This is a genomic window from Hyphomicrobium sp. 99, from assembly GCF_000384335.2.
Lineage (GTDB): Bacteria > Pseudomonadota > Alphaproteobacteria > Rhizobiales > Hyphomicrobiaceae > Hyphomicrobium_B.
Window position 1 is genome coordinate 2,056,463 of the sequence record NZ_KQ031382.1, and the last position, 18,772, is coordinate 2,075,234.

An 18,772-nucleotide genomic window follows, 5' to 3' on the forward strand; every position below is an offset into this window, starting at 1 on the left:
GATCAGGCGATGCGCTATCCGCACATCTTCACGCCCCTCAAGCTCAACCAACTGACGCTGCCAAACCGCATCTACTCGACGGCCCACGCCGAAGTCTATGCGGATGCAGGCGGCATGCCCGGCGATCGCTACATCCGCTACTACGAAGAGAAGGCCAAGGGCGGCCTCGGCATGGCGATCTGCGGCGGCTCCAGCCCCGTATCGATCGACGTTCCGCAAGGCGCGTGGCGCCCGGTCAATCTCACGACAGATCACGTCATCGAACCGATGGCCCGACTGGCGGAAACCGTCCATCGCCACGGCATGAAGATCATGATCCAGGCGACACATATGGGCCGTCGCTCGGCCTATGCCGGAGATCCATGGCCTCATCTCGTATCGCCGTCGGGCGTTCGCGAGTTCGTGCACCGTGGGAACGCTAAGGCCATTGAAATCGAGGATATCCAGCGCATCATCGCGGACTTCGCAGCAGCCGCCAAACGCGTTCAGGCGTCCGGCTTCGACGGCATCGAAATCTCCGCCGCGCATCAGCAACTCATCGATCAGTTCTGGTCGCCGCGCTCAAACATGCGCACCGACGAATGGGGCGGCAGCCTCGAAAACCGCATGCGGTTTGGTCTCGAAGTGCTCACCGCCGTGCGCGAAGCAGTCGGTCGCGACTTCTGCGTTGGGCTGCGCATGTGCGCCGACGAGTTCCACGACGACGGTCTCGATCATGAAGTCTTGAAGGAAATCGCGCAGCGCATGTCGGAGACCGGCATGATTGATTTCATCAGCGTGATCGGTTCGGGTGCAGACACGCACAACACGCTGGCGAACTGCATGCCGCCGATGGCGCTGCCGCCGGAACCGTTCGTGCATCTGGCGGCGGGGATCAAGTCCGTCGTCAACGTGCCCATACTGCACGCGCAAGGCATCCGCGACATCACGCAAGCCGAACGCATTCTCGCGAACGGGTTGGTCGATATGGTGGGCATGACCCGCGCGCACATCGCCGATCCGCACATCATGAAGAAGGTCCGCGAAGGCCGCGAGGATCAGATCCGGCAGTGTGTCGGCGCCAACTACTGCATCGACCGAATGTATTCGGGCTCCGATACGCTCTGCGTCCAGAACGCAGCGACATCGCGCGAGGCGACGATGCCTCACATCATCACGCAGACGAAGGGCGCCAAGAGGCGCATCGTCGTCGTCGGCGGCGGCCCGGCTGGTCTCGAAGCCGCGCGCGTATCGCGGTCGCGTGGGCACGACGTCGTTCTGTTCGAGCGTAACGCGACCGTCGGCGGCCAGATAAATCTTGCAGCGAAGGCGCCGCAACGAGAGCAAATGGCCGGCATCGTCCGCTGGTTCGATCTCGAAACCAAACGCTTGGGTGTCGATCGCCGGATGGAAACCGAAGCGACACCCGAGATGGTGCTCCGCGAGCAACCGGACATCGTCGTACTCGCAACGGGCGGCCGCAGCTTTTCCGACCAAGTCGCAAACTGGGGCGCGAAGGACGGTCTCTCCATCAGCTCATGGGACATCCTATCAGAGAAAGTCGCCCCAGCTGAGAACGTGCTCGTCTACGACGGCATCAGCGCCCATGCGGGATTTGGCACGGCGGATTTCCTCGCAAGCCGCGGCTGCACCGTCGAGATCGTCACGCCTGATACAAAAGTCTCCGATGATGTGGGCGGAACGACGTTTCCGATCTTCTATCGGCGCCTCTATTCGCAAGGCATCATTCCGACGCCGAACCATTGGCTCGATCGAGTCTACGCAGAGGGCAACAAAAAGGTCGCCGTGCTGCGCAACGAATATACCGATGAGCTTGAAGAGCGCGTCGTCGATCAGGTCGTCATCGAAAACGGCATCACGCCGAACACCGAGCTCTACACGTCGCTGAAAGACCGCTCGCTCAATCGCGGGCAGGTGGATCTCAAGTCGTTGTACGCAGCCGAACCACAACCGGCGCTTCAGGACGCAACTGGGGACGGACGCTTTCTTCTGTTTCGTGTCGGCGATTGCGTTTCGATGCATAACATCCACGCCGCCATCTACGACTCGCTCCGCCTGTGTAAGGATTTCTGATCGTGTCCGTCGCGGTGGCCGTTACGGTGCTCTTCTGGGTCTCGGTCGCGACACTCGCGATAGGCCTTGCGCGTCGCTCGGCCCTATGGCGAACGGGTCGCGAAGCACCCTTCGAGTGGTCTGAGCTGTTGGCCGTGCCGAAACGCTACTTCGTCGAATTGCATCACGTCGTCGCGCGCGATCCCTATATCGCGAACACGCACATAGCGACGGCGGGCGGCGCCATCGCAGCCCTGTTGCTCGTTGCATTCAATTACGGCCTCGGAATTTATTCTTGGCTGCTCGATTGGGGAATTCTGCTCGCCGCAGCTGTTATGCTAACAGGCACGTTTTTCGTTTGGCAAAGACGCCGCGAGCCGCCTCCACGACTATCGCGCGGTGCTTGGGATCGCTTGCCATATACTCTCGCGGCATTTGCGAACGGCCTCGCTATTCTGACGATGACGCGGCCTGAAACAGTATCGCTGGCCATCGCGGCGCTGGCGTTGCTCCTGCTGCTGGCCGGTTCGGCAGAACTTGCGCTCGGCATTGGCGTCGGCTCTCCAATGAAGCATGCCGTTGCCGGTCTTCTCCATCTGGCCTTTCATCCGAGACCTGAGCGCTTCGCTGGTGTGCGATCGACTGCGCTCTCACCGCTGGCACTAGGCAATCGCGAATTCGGAGTGGCTAAACCTTCGGATTTTCTCTGGACGGAACTGCTGAGTTTCGACGCCTGCGTGGAATGCGGAAAGTGCGAGCAATCGTGCCCAGCCTTCGCAGCCGGCCAGCCGCTCAATCCGAAGAAGCTTATCCAAGATCTCGTCGCCGGCTTATCGAGTTCGAGCGATGTCGCCTATGCGGGCCGACCCTATCCCGGCATCCCGATCGGTTCCCACCGCGGAAGCCCGAACCAAGCGATTGTGCCGAAACTCATAGAAGCTGAGACGATCTGGTCTTGCACGACGTGTCGCGCATGTGTCGAAGAATGCCCGATGCTGATCGAGCACGTCGACGCGATTGTCGGCATGCGCCGCAACCTCAACCTCACGCAAGGCGATGTACCAGGAACCGCGCCCGAGACGCTTGAGAATTTGCGAGAAACCGAGACGCAGGGCGGCTACGCGAAAACGGCGCGATACAACTGGGCCGTCGATCTCGGCGTGGCTGTTGCTGAGCCGGGGAAGCCTGTAGATCTTTTGCTCTTCGCGGGCGAAGGCGCATTCGACATGCGCTATCAGCGAACGCTCCGAGCGCTCGTGAAAAGTCTGAAGGCCGCGCGCGTTGATTTCGCCATACTCGGAGAGCGCGAAAGCGATACCGGCGACACTGCGCGCCGTCTCGGCGACGAAGCGACGTTCCAGACTTTGGCGAAGCAGAATATTGCCACACTGGCGTCGCTAAATTTCAAACGCATCGTAACGTCCGATCCGCATGTGCTGCACAGCTTGCGCAACGAATATCCAGCGTTCGGCGGCAATTACACCGTCATTCATCACACCGCGCTTCTTGCCGAGCTGGCGTCGCAAGGCAAACTACAACTCGGAAAAGATTCAGAAGCGCGCGCGTTGACCTATCACGATCCCTGCTATCTCGGCCGCTACAATGGCGAGACGGAAGCGCCGCGTGATCTATTGCGCAGACTTGGCATCGAGGTGCGGGAAATGCAGCGCTCCGGCCTTCGCGGCAGATGTTGCGGCGGCGGAGGCGGCGCACCACTGACCGACATTCCGGGCAAACAGCGCATTCCCGATATTCGTATGAGCGACGCGCGCGAAGTGGGTGCCGACGTGATCGCCGTCGCCTGTCCCCAATGCACCGCCATGCTCGAAGGCGTCGCAGGCGCGCGTGCCGAAATTCTCGACATCGCGGAACTGGTGGCGTCATCGTTGGAAGGGCAGCCATGAGCGATGTGAAGCGCATCGATCCGCGGCGTCCGTATCGTATCTCACCTTCGGGACTGCGTCGCATCGTGCTCGGAGAAATCGCAGGCGGTGGGCTGCACGTCGGCGCGTTTGCGCGAGCGAATGAAAAAGCGAGGCCGCGTCGCACATCCGAGCCCGCAAAGACCTGGCACATGGCGATCGCCCATTCCAATCGTGGCAAACTCGATGATCACGCGCGTGAAGCGATCGCTGCTGCCGCCATTATCGCCACGCCAGAAGTGGGCGTCATCGCCGTGATCCTCGGCGAGCTTCACGAGGACATAGCGCCATTGGGCGCCGATAGGATCATCGTCATTCCAGAGTTGGATGCGGCGAGATTTCAGCCGCAGCGTGAAGAAGCTGTTGTTCAATCGCTGTTGGACAAATACCAACCCGCACACGTCGTCATGCCCGACAACATGCTCGGCGACGGCGATCTCGGTCGCCGGTTGGTCGCAAAGCATGACGACATGAAAGCAGCAACGCATGTGGCGGAACTGGATCGCCATCACGTCGCTATCTACTGGTCCGGTAGCAGCGTGCTCGCGAAAACGCCCCTTCCACGCTTCGTGCTTCTTGCGCCCGGAACGATTGATACCGATCTGCCGCTTGTAGGAGCGGGAGAACGGCTGCCGCCCCCGCATTTTGCGAGCATCACCGAAGTTTGCCGTGATCTCGGTCTCGAGCAAACGGAGACATCAGGCATCGCACTGGAGGAAGCAGACTTCATCGTCTCCGCCGGTAGCGGCGTTCGCAACGTCGATACGATCGACATGCTTGCCCGAACACTCGGCGCTGCCGTGGGCGCCAGTCGCGTCGCGGTCGATGAAGGCAAGTTCCCGCGCGACAAGCAGATCGGTGCATCGGGCAAAACGGTCAACGCGACGACCTATTTCGCGATCGGCATTTCAGGGGCCGTTCAGCATCTGCAAGGCATCAAGGGCTGCCGACACGTCATCGCCATCAATCGCGACGCTGGAGCGCCGATCGTCAAGCGAGCGGATCTCACTGTCATCGGCGATGCTGAAGAACTCATGCAAGCGCTGATTACGCGTGTATCCCAAGCGCGCAATCAGGGCGAAGTCCCGGAGGGTGAACGATGAGCAACGCGTTCACAGTCGCGGCGTTGATTTCAGCAGGCCGGCATCCCGTGAGCGGCGCGCCGCGCGCATGCCGTGGAGACGCCATCGCGATGGCGTTAGGTCGCCGTATTGCCGGTGATGCGCTTCGCGTCATTCACGCCGGTGCTGCGGAAGAGCCGTCGCTTCAAGATTATCTAGCGCTTGGTGCGGGAACGATAGAGGTTCTGCCCGTGGAAGCGAGCGGCGATACGGCGCTGGTGCTCGCGGCTTATCTCAAGAATGTCGACATCATACTGACAGGCAGCAACACGGAATTGGGCGCAGGAAGCGGACTCCTCCCATATGCACTGGCGCGAGCCCTCAGCTGTCCGGTTGTCGCCAATGTACTCGATGCGCGCGTTGATAAAAGCGCGGGCGAAGAGTGGGATGTCGAAATTCGCCAGTTTCTGCCGAAGGGACAGCGACGCCGGATAGCTTGTCCCTTGCCGCTCGTGATGACTGTTCATCCGCGCGCGCCCGTTGAACTCAAATATGCATATGCCCGGCGCATGTCAGGCCATATCACCACCGCTCCGGAACCAGCCATTGCGGATCGCGTCATGCCGCCTGACTGGACGGTCGAAACTGCGCCACGCCGCCCGGTGCGTCTTAAAGCGCAAGACAGAAAATCAGGACACGCGCGTATGCAATCGGCCGTTGTCTCCGAGGCGAAAGGCGGCGTTGTCGCTTTTGAGGGCACAATCGTCGATAAAGCACAAGTGATGCTGAATTATCTGAGAGAACATCGGCTCGTCGATTTCTAGCATGCCCGTGCGAAGGGAGAACCACATGCAAATATCCAACGAACTGCGGGCGATGATCGGACGCCGCCGGCCGGGCTACAGCCTCGAAGCGCCTTTCTACCGTACCAAAGAGGTCTTTGACCTCGATATGGATGTCATCTTCGGACGCCACTGGATTTATGTCGGCGTCGAGCCGGACATTCCGGAGCCCGGCGATTATTTCACGGTGCCGCTCGGCCGCACGTCCATCGTTGTCGTGCGCGATGACGACATGACGGTCCGCGCCTTTCATAACGTCTGCCGGCATCGGGGCGCGCGCCTATGCGATGGAGAGAAAGGCAGCGTCGGCAACGTCGTTTGTCCATACCATCAGTGGACATACGATCTGACCGGAAAGCTCATCCATACCGAGCATATGGGCGATGAGTTCGATCGCAGCCAGTTCAGCCTGAAGACGGTGCACGTTGGAAATATCGCAGGCCTGCTGTTCATCTGCCTCGCGGATGAACCACCCGCGGACTTCGAGCAGATGCGCCAGGAGATGGAGCCCTACATTCTTCCGCATCGGATCAGTGACTGCAAAATTGCCTACGAGGAAGACCTCATCGAAAATGGCAATTGGAAGTTCACGATGGAGAACAATCGTGAGTGCTACCATTGCAAGGCAAACCATCCCGAGCTGACCGTCTCGCTCTACGAATTCGGATTTGGCTATCAGCCGTCGCCTGAAAATGCCGACGAGGTTCAGGCATTCAGAGAGCTGATCGTTCGCGAACACGCACGATGGGAATCATGTGGGCTTCCCTCCGTCGAGCGCGAATTTCTCGATAGCCGCGTGACGGCCTATCGTACCGAAAGATTGCCGCTCGATAAGGCCGGTGAATCGCAGACCATGAACAGCAAGGTCGCCTGTCAGAAACTACTGGGCGATCTCACGCAGCGAAATCTCGGCGGCCTTTCATTCTGGACGCAGCCAAATTCCTGGCATCACTTCATGAGCGATCACATCGTGACCTTCAGCGTGTTGCCGATCGATCCGGAACGCACGCTGCTCAGAACGAAGTGGCTCGTTCACAAGGACGCTGTTGAAGGGCGCGATTATGATCCGAAACAACTGAGCGAAGTTTGGCACGAAACGAACAAGCAGGACGGAGCCCTCGTCGAGCGCACTCAGATAGGTTCGCAGAGCGCGGCCTATCAACCGGGGCCCTATTCGCCATACACCGAGGAGTTGGTTGAGAAGTTCATGTCCTGGTACTTCAAACGACTGCGAGCGGAGACCGGACATGAAACTGCGACCGTCAGCCCATTCGCTGCGAGCGCCTGATCCGACATGAGCGATGTAATACGGCCGAGCCGGTTGGGACCTGAACTTTGGGACGCGACGCCCGGCAAATGGAATGCCGACGAGGATGATACGCTCATCTGTGCGCACGTCCGGCAGGAGACGCATGACGTCAAGAGCTTCCTTTTCCGCGCTCAGTCCCCGCGTCTCTTTCGTTTCCGGCCGGGACAGTTCATCACGCTCGAGCTTGAAATCGACGGCGCGGTGATCAACCGCTGCTACACGATATCGTCGCCGCCGACGCGCCCCGATACGCTGTCGATCACGGTGAAGCGCCACCCCGGCGGCAAGGTTTCCAACTGGCTGCACGACAACATGAAACCCGGCCTCAAGATTAAGGCGCTCGGGCCTTCGGGCGACTTCAGCTGCACTCTGCACGCAGGCCCGCGATATCTGTTCTTATCGGGTGGCTCGGGCGTGACGCCGTTGATGTCCATGGCGCGCACGCTTTACGAACTGGGCGAGGATCACGATGTGGTCTTCGTGCACAGCGCGCGATCGCCCCGCGACATCATCTTTCGACACGAACTGGCGATGATGACTTACGGCACGAGCAACTTCCGAACGGCGTTTGTGTGCGAAAAAATCGGCGAAGCTCGCGATTGGAGCGCGCCGACGGGTTATCTTTCATTGCCGCTCTTGAAGTCGATCGTGCCAGACCTCGCGCAGCGCGAAATTTTCTGCTGTGGGCCAGAAGCCTATATGGCCAACGTCCGCGCAATGCTGCGAGACGCTGGTTTCGATATGGCGCACTATCACGAGGAAAGTTTCTCGTTCGAACGGCAAGGCGTGCGGCAGCCTGAAGCTGAGACCGTGCTCGTAGGAGATGAAACGCCAGCGGCGAGTTTCAAGATCGAGTTCACCCGGTCCGGCCGCACGATCGATTGCCGTCCCGATCAGTTCATCCTCGACGCGGCGCGAGCGGCTGGTATGCGGCTGCCGTTTTCGTGCAGCAAGGGCGTGTGCGGCACCTGCAAAAGCAAGAAGCTTTCAGGTCAGGTGGCGATGACGCACGGTGGCGGAATCCGCCAACGCGAGATCGACGCCGGAATGATCTTGATTTGTTGCAGCAAACCGCTCGAAAACGTCACCATCGAAAAATAGCGAATGGATAAGCGCGACGCTGCGCTCAATCCTTCCGCCGCAAGATCGCTTGCAGAACGTCGCGAATGCCGATCGCGCCGACGAAGCGGTCGTCTTCGTCGAAAAGCGCGACGGGCGCGGTGCCCGACTTATGCATGGCGAGAATGACGGTCTTCAGGCTCGTGCCGGGCCTCGCCCAATAGACGGGTGAGGAGTCTTCGCCGACGTGCTTTTCGCATTCGCCGCACGTAACCCAGGCGGCTTGGCGCCCGTCACATTCGGCCGCTTCCACTTTGCCCCCGGCATCGAGTTTGAATTTGGTCGTCTTTCGCCGATCGAGCCAAATCCAGTCATCACTCGTGCGCTCGAGATCGCGCATGTCGCGCATGACGTTCCACGCCGTCAGAACCGACAGCGGATTAACGTTGGCGATGAAGTCGCGGACGTAGTCATCGGCGGGCTGAAGCACGATCTCTTCGGGCGCGCCGGATTGCACGATCCGCCCGCCCTCCATGATGGTGATGCGATTGCCAATCTTCAGCGCTTCTTCAAGATCATGACTGACGAAAATGATGGTCTTCTTGATCGACTTCTGCAATTGCAAGAGTTCGTCCTGCAGTTTCGTGCGAATGAGCGGATCGAGCGCCGAAAACGGCTCGTCCATCAGCAGGATCGGCGCGTCTGTCGCGAACGCGCGTGCAAGTCCCACGCGTTGCTGCATGCCGCCCGAAAGTTCATGCACATGCTTCTCGGCCCACGTGTCGAGGCCGACAAGCTTGAGCTGGCGGTCGACGCGCTCTTTCAGCTCTGCATGAGGAACACCGGCGAGTTCGAGGCCGAGCCCGACATTCTCGCGAACAGTTCGCCACGGCAGCAGCGCGAACTGCTGGAAGACCATCGCGACCTGCTTTTGGCGCATATGGCGAAGCGTCGTCGCATCGCACGACGCGATATCCACCATTCGCTCGCCGTCCTTCACGAGGACAGCGCCGCGCGACACCTTGTTGAGGCCGTTGACCGCGCGCAAGAGCGTGGATTTGCCGGAGCCAGAGAGTCCCATGAGGACGGATATTTCGCCTTCCTTCACGGTGAGATTGGCGCCGGCCGCGCCGAGGACGGCTCCCGTCTTGGCGAGAATTTGCGCCCGCGTTGCGCCTGCGTCGACCATGGCCAAGGTCTTCGCTGTATCCTTGCCGAAAATGATATCGACGTTCTGGAAGTCAACCGCGACCGTCATTTTCGCACTCCGGCCTGAACTGAGAGGGCGCGATCGAGGATGATGGCGAGGATCACAAGCGCCAGACCTGCTTCGATACCGAGCGGAATGTTCCTATTGGCAAGCGCCCGGTTGACGGGATTGCCAAGGCTCGGCGCTCCGATGAGTGTCGCGAAGACGACCATCGATAGGGAGAGCATGATGCACTGCGTAAGGCCCGCCATGATGGAGGGGAGGGCCGCGGGTAACTCAACCTTCCACAACAGCTGCCGCTTCGTCGCGCCGAAACTCTCGCCCGCTTCGAGCATCGGCTTCGGGATCGATGTCAACCCGAGATACGTCATGCGCACCGGCGCAGGCATCGCGAAGATGATCGTCACGATCAAAGCCGGCGCCGCGCCCAGACCGAACAGAATGAGAATGGGAATGAGATAGACGAACGTCGGCATCGTCTGCATCAGATCGAGCAGCGGCTGCGCCACCTTCCAGACGCGGGGATTGTGGGCCGCCCATATTCCAAGTGGAACGCCGATCGCCATTGAGAGCGCTGTGGCCGCGACGACCAACACGAGCGTTTGGACGGTCTCCTTCCAGAGACCCTGATTGAGGATGAAAAGAAACCCGATCAGCACCCCGATCGCGAGCGGTTTGGATCGCCGAAGCCAGTAGGCAAATCCGGCAAGAGCGAGGGCGAGAACGATCGGGGGCACCTGCAGGAGCAGAGCGGATGTTCCATCGACGACCGTTTCAAGAACGCTGGAAATGGCGTCGAAGAGCCACTGGAAATAGTCTGTCACGAAATCGAATACGGACTTGCCGAACTGGCCTATGGGAATCTTCCAGGCGGCAATCAGCTTCGATACGGGATCCATCGGCGCTCCCCCTGAGCTGAAGCTCATCCCCGTATCGGACGGTCGCTGGATGCGACCGTCCGGATTTTCGGGTGGATGTCGGTGATGACGCTACTTCGCGAGTGCAGCTGAAACGGCAGCCAACGCGTCGCCGCCATCGATCGTCGTGACGCCTGCAAGCCACGGCTTGGGGGCGTCGGGGTTTGCCTTAAGCCACTCGAGAGCCGTTGCTTTCGGGTCGGCGCCGCTCTTGAGGACCGGTCCCATCATCGCGCCTTCCATGGCGAGATTGAACTTGAGGTTGCTCAAGAACTTGCCGACGTTCGGGCATTCCTTCTCGTAGCCCGCGCGCACGTTGGTGCTGACGGTGGCGGCGCCGAAGCCGGAATCGCCCATGCCGTCCAGATAGGCGATCTTCATTTCGCCCATGACCGGATGGGGCGTCCAGCCGAGGAACACGATCCACTCGTTCTTCTTCATCGCCTTTTCGGCTTGGGTCAGCATGCCTGCTTCCGAGCTTTCGACGAGTTCGAAGCCCTGCAGGTTGTTTTCGGGCTTGGCGATCATGCCGCTGATGATGCGGTTGCCGTCATTGCCCGCTTCGATGCCGTAAATCTTGCCGCCGAATTTATCCTTATGCGCGCCAAGGTCCTTGAGGCTTTTCACGCCCGCGTCTGCAACATATTGCGGAACGACAAGACCATAGCCGGCGTCGCTCAGATTGACGCCGATCGTCTCGACGGACTTGTCATCCGTGTAGGGCTTGATGTCGGCCGTCATGCTCGGCATCCAGTTGCCGAGAAACACGTCGATGTCTTTGTTCTTCAATGATGCATACGTGACCGGAACCGAAAGCGTTTTGACTTCCGGCTCGTAGCCGAGAGCCTCGAGTAGGTTCTGGGCGGTAGCGGTCGTGACTTGAATGTCCGTCCACCCGACATCGGCGAAGCGGACTTTCTTGCAGCTCGCACTTTCTGCGTGGGCCGAAGTTGCGGCCAGACTCAGGGCAAGGGCGACCCCCATCGCGATGCGTGTCATGACAACTCCTGTTGTTGGCAGTACCAGGTGTTATTGACAACAGTCCGCCTGACGAGATCGGAGCAAGAGACAATGATCCCCTTGTGCTGGCAGTCCGTTGAAGGCGTTACCCAATCAAGTAACCTCTTTAGCTAATCACGGCCGTTGGCCCTCGATTTCACAATTGCGACGCGATCTGTCGTTTACGCGCCGAACTCGCGCACTCCTTCCACTTTGAAAGTTGGCTCCGTGCTGCCGGTTATCGGAATGTCGGCCCCCCACTTCGGCGAACTCAAATCGACGGCAGTCTCGCGCGGCTCGTTTCGCGTCGCAGCGAAGACGTCGTGTTGAACTCGTGCTCGGACTTCTGCGGCTGACGCTCGCTTCGCGGCGTGCGGCCATAAAGGGCGCGATAGGACTTGCTGAAGTGACACGTCGATTGAAAACCGCAGGAAACCGAGATCTGCGTGATGGACATCTGCGACTGGAGAAGTAGTTCGCGGGCGCGACGCAGCCGCAGCTGCAAATAGTATTTCGTTGGCGTCGTATGCAGCGTTTCCTGGAACATCCGCTGAACCTGCCGCAGCGAAAGCCCGGCGAGGCTCGCAAGTTCGACAGCGCTCAACGGTTCCTCGAAATTGGCTTCCATCAGGGCCGCGATGTCGACGAGCGCGCCGTGGTTAAATCCTAGGCGTGCTGCCAGCGGAATATGCTGCCGATCGTAGCCGTCGCGCACACGCTCGAGAATAAACTGATTGGAGATCTCGGCGACCAGGGTCTTGCCGAAGCTGCTGCGCACGAGAGAAAGCATCATATCGATGGGGGCGATCCCGCCCGTGCACGTCATCCGGTCGCGATCGATCACGAACAGCTCTTCTTGGAACTTCACCCGCGAGTGAAACTCGCGAAGACCGGCCATATTTTCCCAATGGATCGTGCATTTATAGCCGTCGAGAAGCCCTGACTTCACAAGTGCATAGGTGCCGGTACAGAGCCCGCCCAGCACGACGCCATCCCGCGCTATGCGACGAAGCTGATTGACGACCTTGTCGTTGACGAAGTTCGCAACGTTGGTGCCACCGCAGACGAAAACCACGTCGAGATCCTCGGCGGCATCATAAGTGGTGGCGGCGGCATACGACATTCCGTTGCTCGCAGGCACCGGCCGGCCGTCGAGCGTAAGAAGGGTCCAAGAGTAATGAGGCTGACCGCTCAATCGGTTGGCCATCCGAAGAACCTCGATCGCGCTCGAAACCGCGATCATGGTGTATTCGTCCAATGTCAGGAAGCCGACCCTGCGGATGGTACTGATCTTCGTCGGGACTTCGTTCACGTCGCAAAAGCTCCCACGTAAGACGGGAAGGCTAGAGTATTTCGTGATCGCTACTTCAGGGTCTGCTGCACTCGCTAATAAAGTGCATCATATTAGAAATAGTATCACTAAGTCGCATTTTGACAAGTTCAGATGCTGCAATTCCGGGACCATTCGCGAGAACCCTTTGAGCAAGCTTCGACTGTCGCTGCCGAAGTCATTTGCGTCGTATCTGGGATGGCTTGCAAAAGGCGACACCGGCATAGGGAAAGAACGCTTCGGGTGGCGGCGGCTGAGTGCGCCGCAAAAGATAGTTTCGGTGCGAGATGACGTTCTCTCCGCCAATTTGCTAGGCAATCTGAGTGTTCATGGTGCAATCGCTGCAGAACTACATCGGTGGCCGCTTCGTCGCGTCGAAAGCTGGCGAAGTTTTCGAAAACACCAATCCTGCAACCGGAGAGCTGATTTCCAAGGTCGAAATCGCGCTCGAACCGGAAATCGACGCGGCCCTTCGCTCGGCCGAAGAAGGTTTGAAGCGATGGTCCGCGATGTCGGGCGCGGAGCGAGGCCGCATCCTTAATAGAGCCGCCCGTATATTGCGGGAGCGAAATGACGAGTTGGCCCGGCTCGAAGTTCGGGACACCGGCAAGCCCATTCAGGAAGCCGAGGCGGTCGATGTGGTCAGCGGCGCTGATTGCATTGAATATTTCGCAGGCGTTGCTGGTTCACTGCGCGGCGAGCAGATCGCGCTGAATAACGCCTTCGTTTATACGCGCCGTGAACCCATCGGCATTTGCGTCGGCATCGGCTCGTGGAATTATCCAATTCAGATCGCCTGTTGGAAGTCCGCCCCGGCGCTCGCCTGCGGAAATGCGATGATCTTCAAAACCTCGGAGCTGACGCCGACGACATCGGCGAAGCTCGCCGAAATCTACACCGAGGCCGGCGTACCCGACGGCGTGTTCAACGTCCTCCACGGCGACGCCCGAACGGGATCGCTGCTGACGACGGATCCCCGCGTCGCCAAGATCTCGCTGACCGGCTCGGTCGGAACGGCCAAGAAGATCCTCGCTGCCGCGGCCGCTTCGCTTAAGCGAACGACCATGGAACTGTCCGGCAAGTCAGCGCTGCTAGTCTTTCCTGATGCAGATTTGCGCCAAGCCGTATCGGCGGCGATGCTCGGCAATTTCTATACGCAAGGCGAAATCTGCACGAACTGCACGCGCGTCTTTGTTCATGAAGACATTCATGACAACTTCGTCGAGATGGTCGTGGAGCGCACGAAAAAGCTGCGCATCGGCGATCCCTTGGCTCCGGAAACGCAGGTCGGCGCGCTCATCTCGCAACCGCACATGGATCGCGTGCTGGGATTCATTGAGAAGGGCCGGAAAGAGGGCGCGCGCCTGTGCTACGGCGGGGAGCGCGTGGACGCTGCCCCGCTCGATCGCGGGAATTTCGTCAGGCCCGCAGTATTCACCGAGTGCACGGATGACATGAGCATCGTCCGGGAAGAGATCTTCGGGCCCGTGATGTCGGTGCTGAAATTCCGCGATGAGGACGATGTGGTCGCCAGGGCCAACGCCACACGCTTCGGGCTGGCGGCCGGCGTCTTCACCCGAGACCTGGCGCGCGCGCACCGTGTGGCGGCGCGGCTCGAGGCAGGGATCTGCTGGATCAATAATTACAACATCACCCCGGTCGAGATGCCATTCGGCGGCATCAAGGAATCGGGCTTCGGCCACGAGAACGGACAGGCCGCGATCGATCACTACACGCAATTGAAGAGCGTCTACGTTGAACTCGGCGACGTCCAATGCCGCTATGAATGAAAAGACGACTAGGCTCCACTGAAACACCGGGGGATCTGTCCAGAGATGAGCACCGCCCAGGAATACGATTATATCATCGTCGGCGCCGGATCGGCCGGATGTGTGCTCGCCAATCGCCTGACGGAAGATGAGGGAACGCGCGTATTGGTCCTTGAGGCCGGCCCGCAGGACCACAGCATCTTCATTCACATGCCGTCCGCATTCGCGTATCCGCTGGCCGGTACCAAATACAACTGGTGGTACGAGTCAGAGCCTGAACCGTTTCTCAATAACCGCAAAATGTACTGTCCGCGCGGCCGCGTCGTCGGAGGATCATCGTCGATCAACGGCATGATCTACATTCGCGGCCATGCGTTCGACTATGACGCCTGGGCGCGGCGCCAGGGCCTCGAAAACTGGAGCTATTTCCATTGCCTCCCGTACTTCAAGAAATCCGAAACGCGGCTCAAGGGCGGTGACGCCTATCGCGGCAGCTCCGGTCCGCTGTTTGTGACGACGGCGCCCTGCACCAATCCGCTCTATGACACCTTCATCGAAGCAGGCCGCCAGGCCGGCTATCCCGTAACCGAGGATATGAACGGCCAGCAGCAGGAAGGCCTCGGCCGGATGGATATGACCGTCTACAAAGGACGGCGATGGAGTGCTGCGAAGGCCCATCTCCGCCCGGCGCAAAAGCGCGGGGGCGTGGAGGTCAAGGCGAAGTCATTGGTGACGCGTGTCCTGTTCGAAGGGAAACGTGCCGTTGGCGTCGAATACAGCCGCGGCGGACGTCTTCAGTCGGCACGCGCCACGCGCGAAGTGATCGTCAGCGGCGGCGCGATCAATTCACCGCAAATCTTGATGCTCTCAGGCATCGGCAACGCCGACGAATTGAAGAAGCTCGGCATACCCGTCGTGCAGCATTTGCCCGGCGTCGGAGAAAACCTTCAAGACCACATCGAAGCTTACGTGCAGTACGAATGCAAGGAACCGGTTTCGATTTACAGCGCCAATAACCCGCTGGCGAAACTGAAGATCGGCATCGAGTGGATACTGACAGGAAAGGGTCTGGGCGCGACCAACCACTTTGAATCGGGTGGCTTCATTCGCAGCGACGCCGGAGTTCTTCACCCCGATCTCCAATATCACTTCTTCCCGATGGCCATCAGCTACGATGGCACGTCCGCCGCGAAGGGACACGGCTTCCAGGCGCACATCGGCCCGATGCGTCCGACGAGCAGCGGCTACGTCAAACTGAAGTCCGCCGATCCGCGTCAATACCCGCGCGTGCTCTTCAACTACATGCAGACCGAGCAGGATCGCAAAGAGATGCGCGCCGGCATTCGGCTGACACGCGAGATATTCTCTCAGAAGGCGTTCGACCGCTATCGCGGCGACGAGTTGGCGCCGGGCCCCGCAAGCGATAGCGATGCGGACATAGATGCATTCATCCGCGCCAAGGCCGAGAGCGCTTATCACCCGTCCTGCTCATGCCGCATGGGAACGGACGATATGGCGGTCGTCGACGGCCAGGGGCGGGTACACGACGTCGAGGGGTTGCGCGTCGTCGATGCCTCGATCATGCCCGACGTCGTCAGCGGCAACCTGAACGTCCCGACGATCATGATGGCCGAGAAACTCGCCGACGTCATCCGCGGCAGGCAGCCTTTGCCGCCCGAGCAGGTTCCGGTGTGGGTCAATCCCAACTATCAAACGAGCCAACGTTAAGAATTTTGTCGGACGGGATGACCGCGGATCATTGTCAGGTCCGCAAGCGTTGTGCTCTACGATGAACGCCGGATTAAGCTTACCTTCCCGGCGGGAGATGCCCGATGCGATGGCTGCTGGTCGAGCGAAAACCCGATGTAGTTTATGCTGGTCTCCAGGACATCTATTTGACGAAGAACGACATTGGGACCAGCGACCGCGGCACGGCTTTGACATTCGCCACACGAGAGGCCGCGGAAGACCATCGCCGTCACCTGAAGCATCCCTACAACTGGGTTGCGATGAGCGTCGGCAATTGACGCTTCGGACAATGTTCCCCGAAATCCTGGAGCCGGGAACTTCGCAAGGTCCCGCGCGTTCCGCCGGAACCCTTAGCGCCGGTAATCCTTCGTGCTAATCTACATAGAGTATTGCGTTCCCGAGGAGTTTTGCGATGGCAACTGCGCGGTCCTTCTGGAAAGGGCACCTGCGCCTGGCGCTCGTTACCATTCCCATTCGATTGGTTAGCGCGACCGCAGCCGAAGACAAAATTGCGCTGCATCAGGTCGATAAAAAATCCAAGCAGCGCATTCGCTATCAGAAAATTGCAGGCGAGTCCGGAAAGGTCGTGCCACAGTCGGACATCGTTCAAGGCTACGAGCTCGACGACGGCAACTATGTTCTCTTCGAGCCTGATGAACTGGATAAACTGAAGCTCACGACACGCCACACCGTTGAGCTGACGGAATTCGTCGAAGCTTGCTCGATCGATCCGCTTTACTTCGCCAACCCGTACTACGTTCTTCCCGATGGCGACGTCGCCGAGGAAGGATACCGCATCATCCGCGACGCGCTGCGTGCAACAAAGAAATACGGCGTCGGTCAGCTGACCATCCGCGGCCGCGAGAACCTCATCGCGATGAAGCCGAGCGGCGACGGCCTGATGATCGAGACGCTTCGCTACGCGAGCGAGGTGCGCGACGCCGACGAGATCTTCGAGGGCATCGGCAATCAAAAGCTTCGCCCTGAGCTCGTCGACATGGCGAAGCAGCTCATCGAGGAACGCACGAGAAAGTTCAATCCGGCAGATTTCAAGAACCATTATGCCGAGGCGTTGCGCAGCCTCGTGAAGGAAAAGGTTGCGGGCGGCCTGTCGACAGAAGTCGCAGGCGGCGAAGAACCCCCGGCGGGTGGAACAGTGATCGACTTCATGGAGGCGCTACGCCGCTCCACGCAAAAGGCATCGTCCGGAAAATCTGCGCCGGCAAAAACCAAAACCGCAGCCTCGCGTCAGAAGCGCGAACCCGTGAAGCGCGCCGCGCCGAAGACGGCGAAACGAAAGTCGAAAGCCCGCGGATAGATAAAGCGTCTGACGAGGGAAGACTCGTGTTATTGTTGCTGCGTCGCGAGGTTCAGACGCCAGCTCGAATTTCCAACGTGCATGAACGCCGCGTCTTCTCGATCAACATGAGTACAGGAAGCGTTGTTGCCTGATTGCGTTTGGCAATTTCAGGAGGTTTCCATGCACCCAATGTTTGCACTTTGGATCTGGATGATGATGATTCCGCATTTCGCACAGCAATTGTTTCTGCCGTTCTGAAGTTTTCAACTTTCAATCGCTGATGACCTTTGTGACAGGACGGCGAACGTCTTTCGCTGGCTTGTCCTCGCGCAGTCCCTTGAAGGCTGCGTGCCGCAAGAGGCCGTCGGACGTCCATGCGCGATATTCGATTTGTGCGACGAGCGTGGGCGTCACCCACGTCACATCTCGTCGCTGCAAGTTCGTGAGTGCGGAAGCAAGGGGCGGTGTCTCGATACGCATCGGCTTCAACGTGCGCATCAAGCTGCTCGCGATCTTGTTCGAATATCCCGTGCCGACGCGCCCGGCATAGACGAGCCGCTTCTTGTCGTAATAGCCGACGACGAGCGCACCGACGGCATTCGGCGCCGCTTTGCCCTTGAGATATCCAATGATGACAAACTCATCGACCTGAATGCACTTCGATTTCAGCCAGTCATCATGACGGCCCGAGCGATAGGGCCGGTCGATGCGTTTCGAAATGATGCCTTCGAGACCAAGCGTGCAAACCTCCGAAAGCATGCGCGCCCCGTCGGTCGCAAGGTGTTCGCTGTACCGGATCTGTCCGACTTTAGATTTGCCAGAGAACAACTCTTGCAGTGCGGTTTTGCGATCACCGAGCTTGGCCTCGAGAAGATTCATACCGTCGAGATACAGAAGATCGAAACAATGAAGGACGAACCGTTCGCTGCGTCCGCTTTTAAGCGCGTCGGCCAAAGCCAAAAAGCTCGAGTGTCCCTGGGCGTCATCGACGACAAGCTCGCAGTCGATGATTGCCGTGCCGTCATAAAATTCGGCTAGCAGCTGCGGAAGCTTGCCGAAGCGTTCGGTCCAGTCCAATCCGTTGCGTGTTAAAAGCCTGACTGACTTCTTCTCGATGCGGGCTTGGATGCGATAGCCGTCGAACTTGATCTCATGCACCCACTCATCACCGGTGGGAGGCTTTGCAACAAGCGTTGCGAGGCACGGCTCCACAAAATTTGGCATGGCCGTCTTCACAGCGCCGGGAATTTTCA

General features: G+C 59.3%; 15 protein-coding genes. 10 read left to right on the plus strand and 5 right to left on the minus strand.

Annotated elements, in window-relative coordinates; translation table 11 throughout:
- The first annotated feature begins 9 nt into the window (after positions 1 to 9).
- The 6 genes from G359_RS09945 to G359_RS09970 are packed head-to-tail and all read left to right on the plus strand — an operon-like array spanning position 10 to position 8,287.
- Positions 10 to 2,073, plus strand: coding sequence for an oxidoreductase (locus G359_RS09945; RefSeq protein ID WP_045836001.1), 2,064 nt, complete (start codon positions 10 to 12; stop codon positions 2,071 to 2,073).
- A 2-nt stretch (positions 2,074 to 2,075) separates the two neighbouring features.
- A complete protein-coding gene (locus tag G359_RS09950; protein ID WP_045836002.1) occupies positions 2,076 to 3,956 on the plus strand; it encodes a (Fe-S)-binding protein in 1,881 nt (626 codons plus the stop codon).
- Positions 3,953 to 5,077 carry an electron transfer flavoprotein subunit alpha/FixB family protein gene (locus G359_RS09955; protein ID WP_045836003.1) on the plus strand — a complete coding sequence of 375 codons (1,125 nt, stop codon included), beginning with the start codon at positions 3,953 to 3,955 and terminating at the stop codon, positions 5,075 to 5,077. Before G359_RS09950 ends, G359_RS09955 begins: the two co-directional genes overlap by 4 nt.
- On the plus strand, positions 5,074 to 5,859 hold the full coding sequence (locus G359_RS09960) for an adenine nucleotide alpha hydrolase family protein (RefSeq protein ID WP_045836004.1): 786 nt from the start codon (positions 5,074 to 5,076) through the stop codon (positions 5,857 to 5,859). The genes G359_RS09955 and G359_RS09960 overlap by 4 nt, the downstream gene beginning before the upstream one ends.
- 25 nt (positions 5,860 to 5,884) lie before the next feature.
- Positions 5,885 to 7,165 (plus strand): aromatic ring-hydroxylating oxygenase subunit alpha, encoded by a 1,281-nt coding sequence (locus tag G359_RS09965; protein WP_045836005.1) that lies wholly within the window; start codon positions 5,885 to 5,887, stop codon positions 7,163 to 7,165.
- Positions 7,166 to 7,171: 6 nt separating this feature from the next.
- Positions 7,172 to 8,287, plus strand: coding sequence for an FAD-binding oxidoreductase (locus tag G359_RS09970; RefSeq protein WP_045836006.1), 1,116 nt, complete (start codon positions 7,172 to 7,174; stop codon positions 8,285 to 8,287).
- Positions 8,288 to 8,312: 25 nt separating this feature from the next.
- Here the strand turns inward: G359_RS09970 and choV are convergent, their stop codons facing one another.
- From choV to G359_RS09990, 4 genes are all read right to left on the minus strand, one after another.
- Positions 8,313 to 9,503, minus strand: a complete 1,191-nt coding sequence (gene choV / locus G359_RS09975) for a choline ABC transporter ATP-binding protein (protein ID WP_045836007.1) — start codon at positions 9,501 to 9,503, stop codon at positions 8,313 to 8,315.
- Positions 9,500 to 10,354 carry a choline ABC transporter permease subunit gene (gene choW, locus G359_RS09980; protein ID WP_045836008.1) on the minus strand — a complete coding sequence of 285 codons (855 nt, stop codon included), beginning with the start codon at positions 10,352 to 10,354 and terminating at the stop codon, positions 9,500 to 9,502. Before choW ends, choV begins: the two co-directional genes overlap by 4 nt.
- A gap of 90 nt (positions 10,355 to 10,444) precedes the next feature.
- Positions 10,445 to 11,371, minus strand: coding sequence for a choline ABC transporter substrate-binding protein (gene choX / locus G359_RS09985; protein ID WP_045836009.1), 927 nt, complete (start codon positions 11,369 to 11,371; stop codon positions 10,445 to 10,447).
- A 271-nt stretch (positions 11,372 to 11,642) separates the two neighbouring features.
- Complete coding sequence (locus G359_RS09990) at positions 11,643 to 12,683, minus strand: GlxA family transcriptional regulator (protein ID WP_045836010.1); 1,041 nt, start codon at positions 12,681 to 12,683, stop codon at positions 11,643 to 11,645.
- Between the two features lie 347 nt (positions 12,684 to 13,030).
- Between G359_RS09990 and betB the strand changes: the two genes are divergently transcribed.
- The 4 genes from betB to G359_RS10010 all read left to right on the plus strand — a co-directional run bounded on the left by betB (position 13,031) and on the right by G359_RS10010 (position 17,537).
- Positions 13,031 to 14,491 (plus strand): betaine-aldehyde dehydrogenase, encoded by a 1,461-nt coding sequence (betB, locus tag G359_RS09995; RefSeq protein WP_045836011.1) that lies wholly within the window; start codon positions 13,031 to 13,033, stop codon positions 14,489 to 14,491.
- A 45-nt stretch (positions 14,492 to 14,536) separates the two neighbouring features.
- Positions 14,537 to 16,198 (plus strand): choline dehydrogenase, encoded by a 1,662-nt coding sequence (betA, locus tag G359_RS10000; RefSeq protein ID WP_045836012.1) that lies wholly within the window; start codon positions 14,537 to 14,539, stop codon positions 16,196 to 16,198.
- 104 nt (positions 16,199 to 16,302) lie between these two features.
- The gene (locus G359_RS10005; RefSeq protein ID WP_045836013.1) at positions 16,303 to 16,497 is read left to right on the plus strand and encodes a hypothetical protein; all 195 of its coding nucleotides are present in this window, start codon (positions 16,303 to 16,305) and stop codon (positions 16,495 to 16,497) included.
- A 134-nt stretch (positions 16,498 to 16,631) separates the two neighbouring features.
- A complete protein-coding gene (locus G359_RS10010) occupies positions 16,632 to 17,537 on the plus strand; it encodes a non-homologous end joining protein Ku (protein WP_045836014.1) in 906 nt (301 codons plus the stop codon).
- 252 nt (positions 17,538 to 17,789) lie between these two features.
- Here G359_RS10010 and ligD read toward each other — a convergent pair whose 3' ends face one another.
- The gene (gene ligD, locus G359_RS10015; protein ID WP_156150730.1) at positions 17,790 to 18,743 is read right to left on the minus strand and encodes a non-homologous end-joining DNA ligase; all 954 of its coding nucleotides are present in this window, start codon (positions 18,741 to 18,743) and stop codon (positions 17,790 to 17,792) included.
- Between the last annotated feature and the right edge of the window lie 29 nt (positions 18,744 to 18,772).

Excerpts from the sequence above, each read along its gene's own strand:
- G359_RS09945 (WP_045836001.1), top strand. The coding sequence starts at position 10 with ATGCGCTATCCGCACATCTTCACGCCCCTCAAGCTCAACCAACTGACG.
- G359_RS09955 (WP_045836003.1), top strand. The coding sequence starts at position 3,953 with ATGAGCGATGTGAAGCGCATCGATCCGCGGCGTCCGTATCGTATCTCA.
- G359_RS09960 (WP_045836004.1), top strand. The coding sequence starts at position 5,074 with ATGAGCAACGCGTTCACAGTCGCGGCGTTGATTTCAGCAGGCCGGCAT.
- G359_RS09965 (WP_045836005.1), top strand. The coding sequence starts at position 5,885 with ATGCAAATATCCAACGAACTGCGGGCGATGATCGGACGCCGCCGGCCG.
- G359_RS09970 (WP_045836006.1), top strand. The coding sequence starts at position 7,172 with ATGAGCGATGTAATACGGCCGAGCCGGTTGGGACCTGAACTTTGGGAC.
- choV (WP_045836007.1), bottom strand. The coding sequence starts at position 9,503 with ATGACGGTCGCGGTTGACTTCCAGAACGTCGATATCATTTTCGGCAAG.
- choW (WP_045836008.1), bottom strand. The coding sequence starts at position 10,354 with ATGGATCCCGTATCGAAGCTGATTGCCGCCTGGAAGATTCCCATAGGC.
- choX (WP_045836009.1), bottom strand. The coding sequence starts at position 11,371 with ATGACACGCATCGCGATGGGGGTCGCCCTTGCCCTGAGTCTGGCCGCA.
- betB (WP_045836011.1), top strand. The coding sequence starts at position 13,031 with ATGGTGCAATCGCTGCAGAACTACATCGGTGGCCGCTTCGTCGCGTCG.
- betA (WP_045836012.1), top strand. The coding sequence starts at position 14,537 with ATGAGCACCGCCCAGGAATACGATTATATCATCGTCGGCGCCGGATCG.
- G359_RS10005 (WP_045836013.1), top strand. The coding sequence starts at position 16,303 with ATGCGATGGCTGCTGGTCGAGCGAAAACCCGATGTAGTTTATGCTGGT.
- G359_RS10010 (WP_045836014.1), top strand. The coding sequence starts at position 16,632 with ATGGCAACTGCGCGGTCCTTCTGGAAAGGGCACCTGCGCCTGGCGCTC.
- ligD (WP_156150730.1), bottom strand. The coding sequence starts at position 18,743 with ATGCCAAATTTTGTGGAGCCGTGCCTCGCAACGCTTGTTGCAAAGCCT.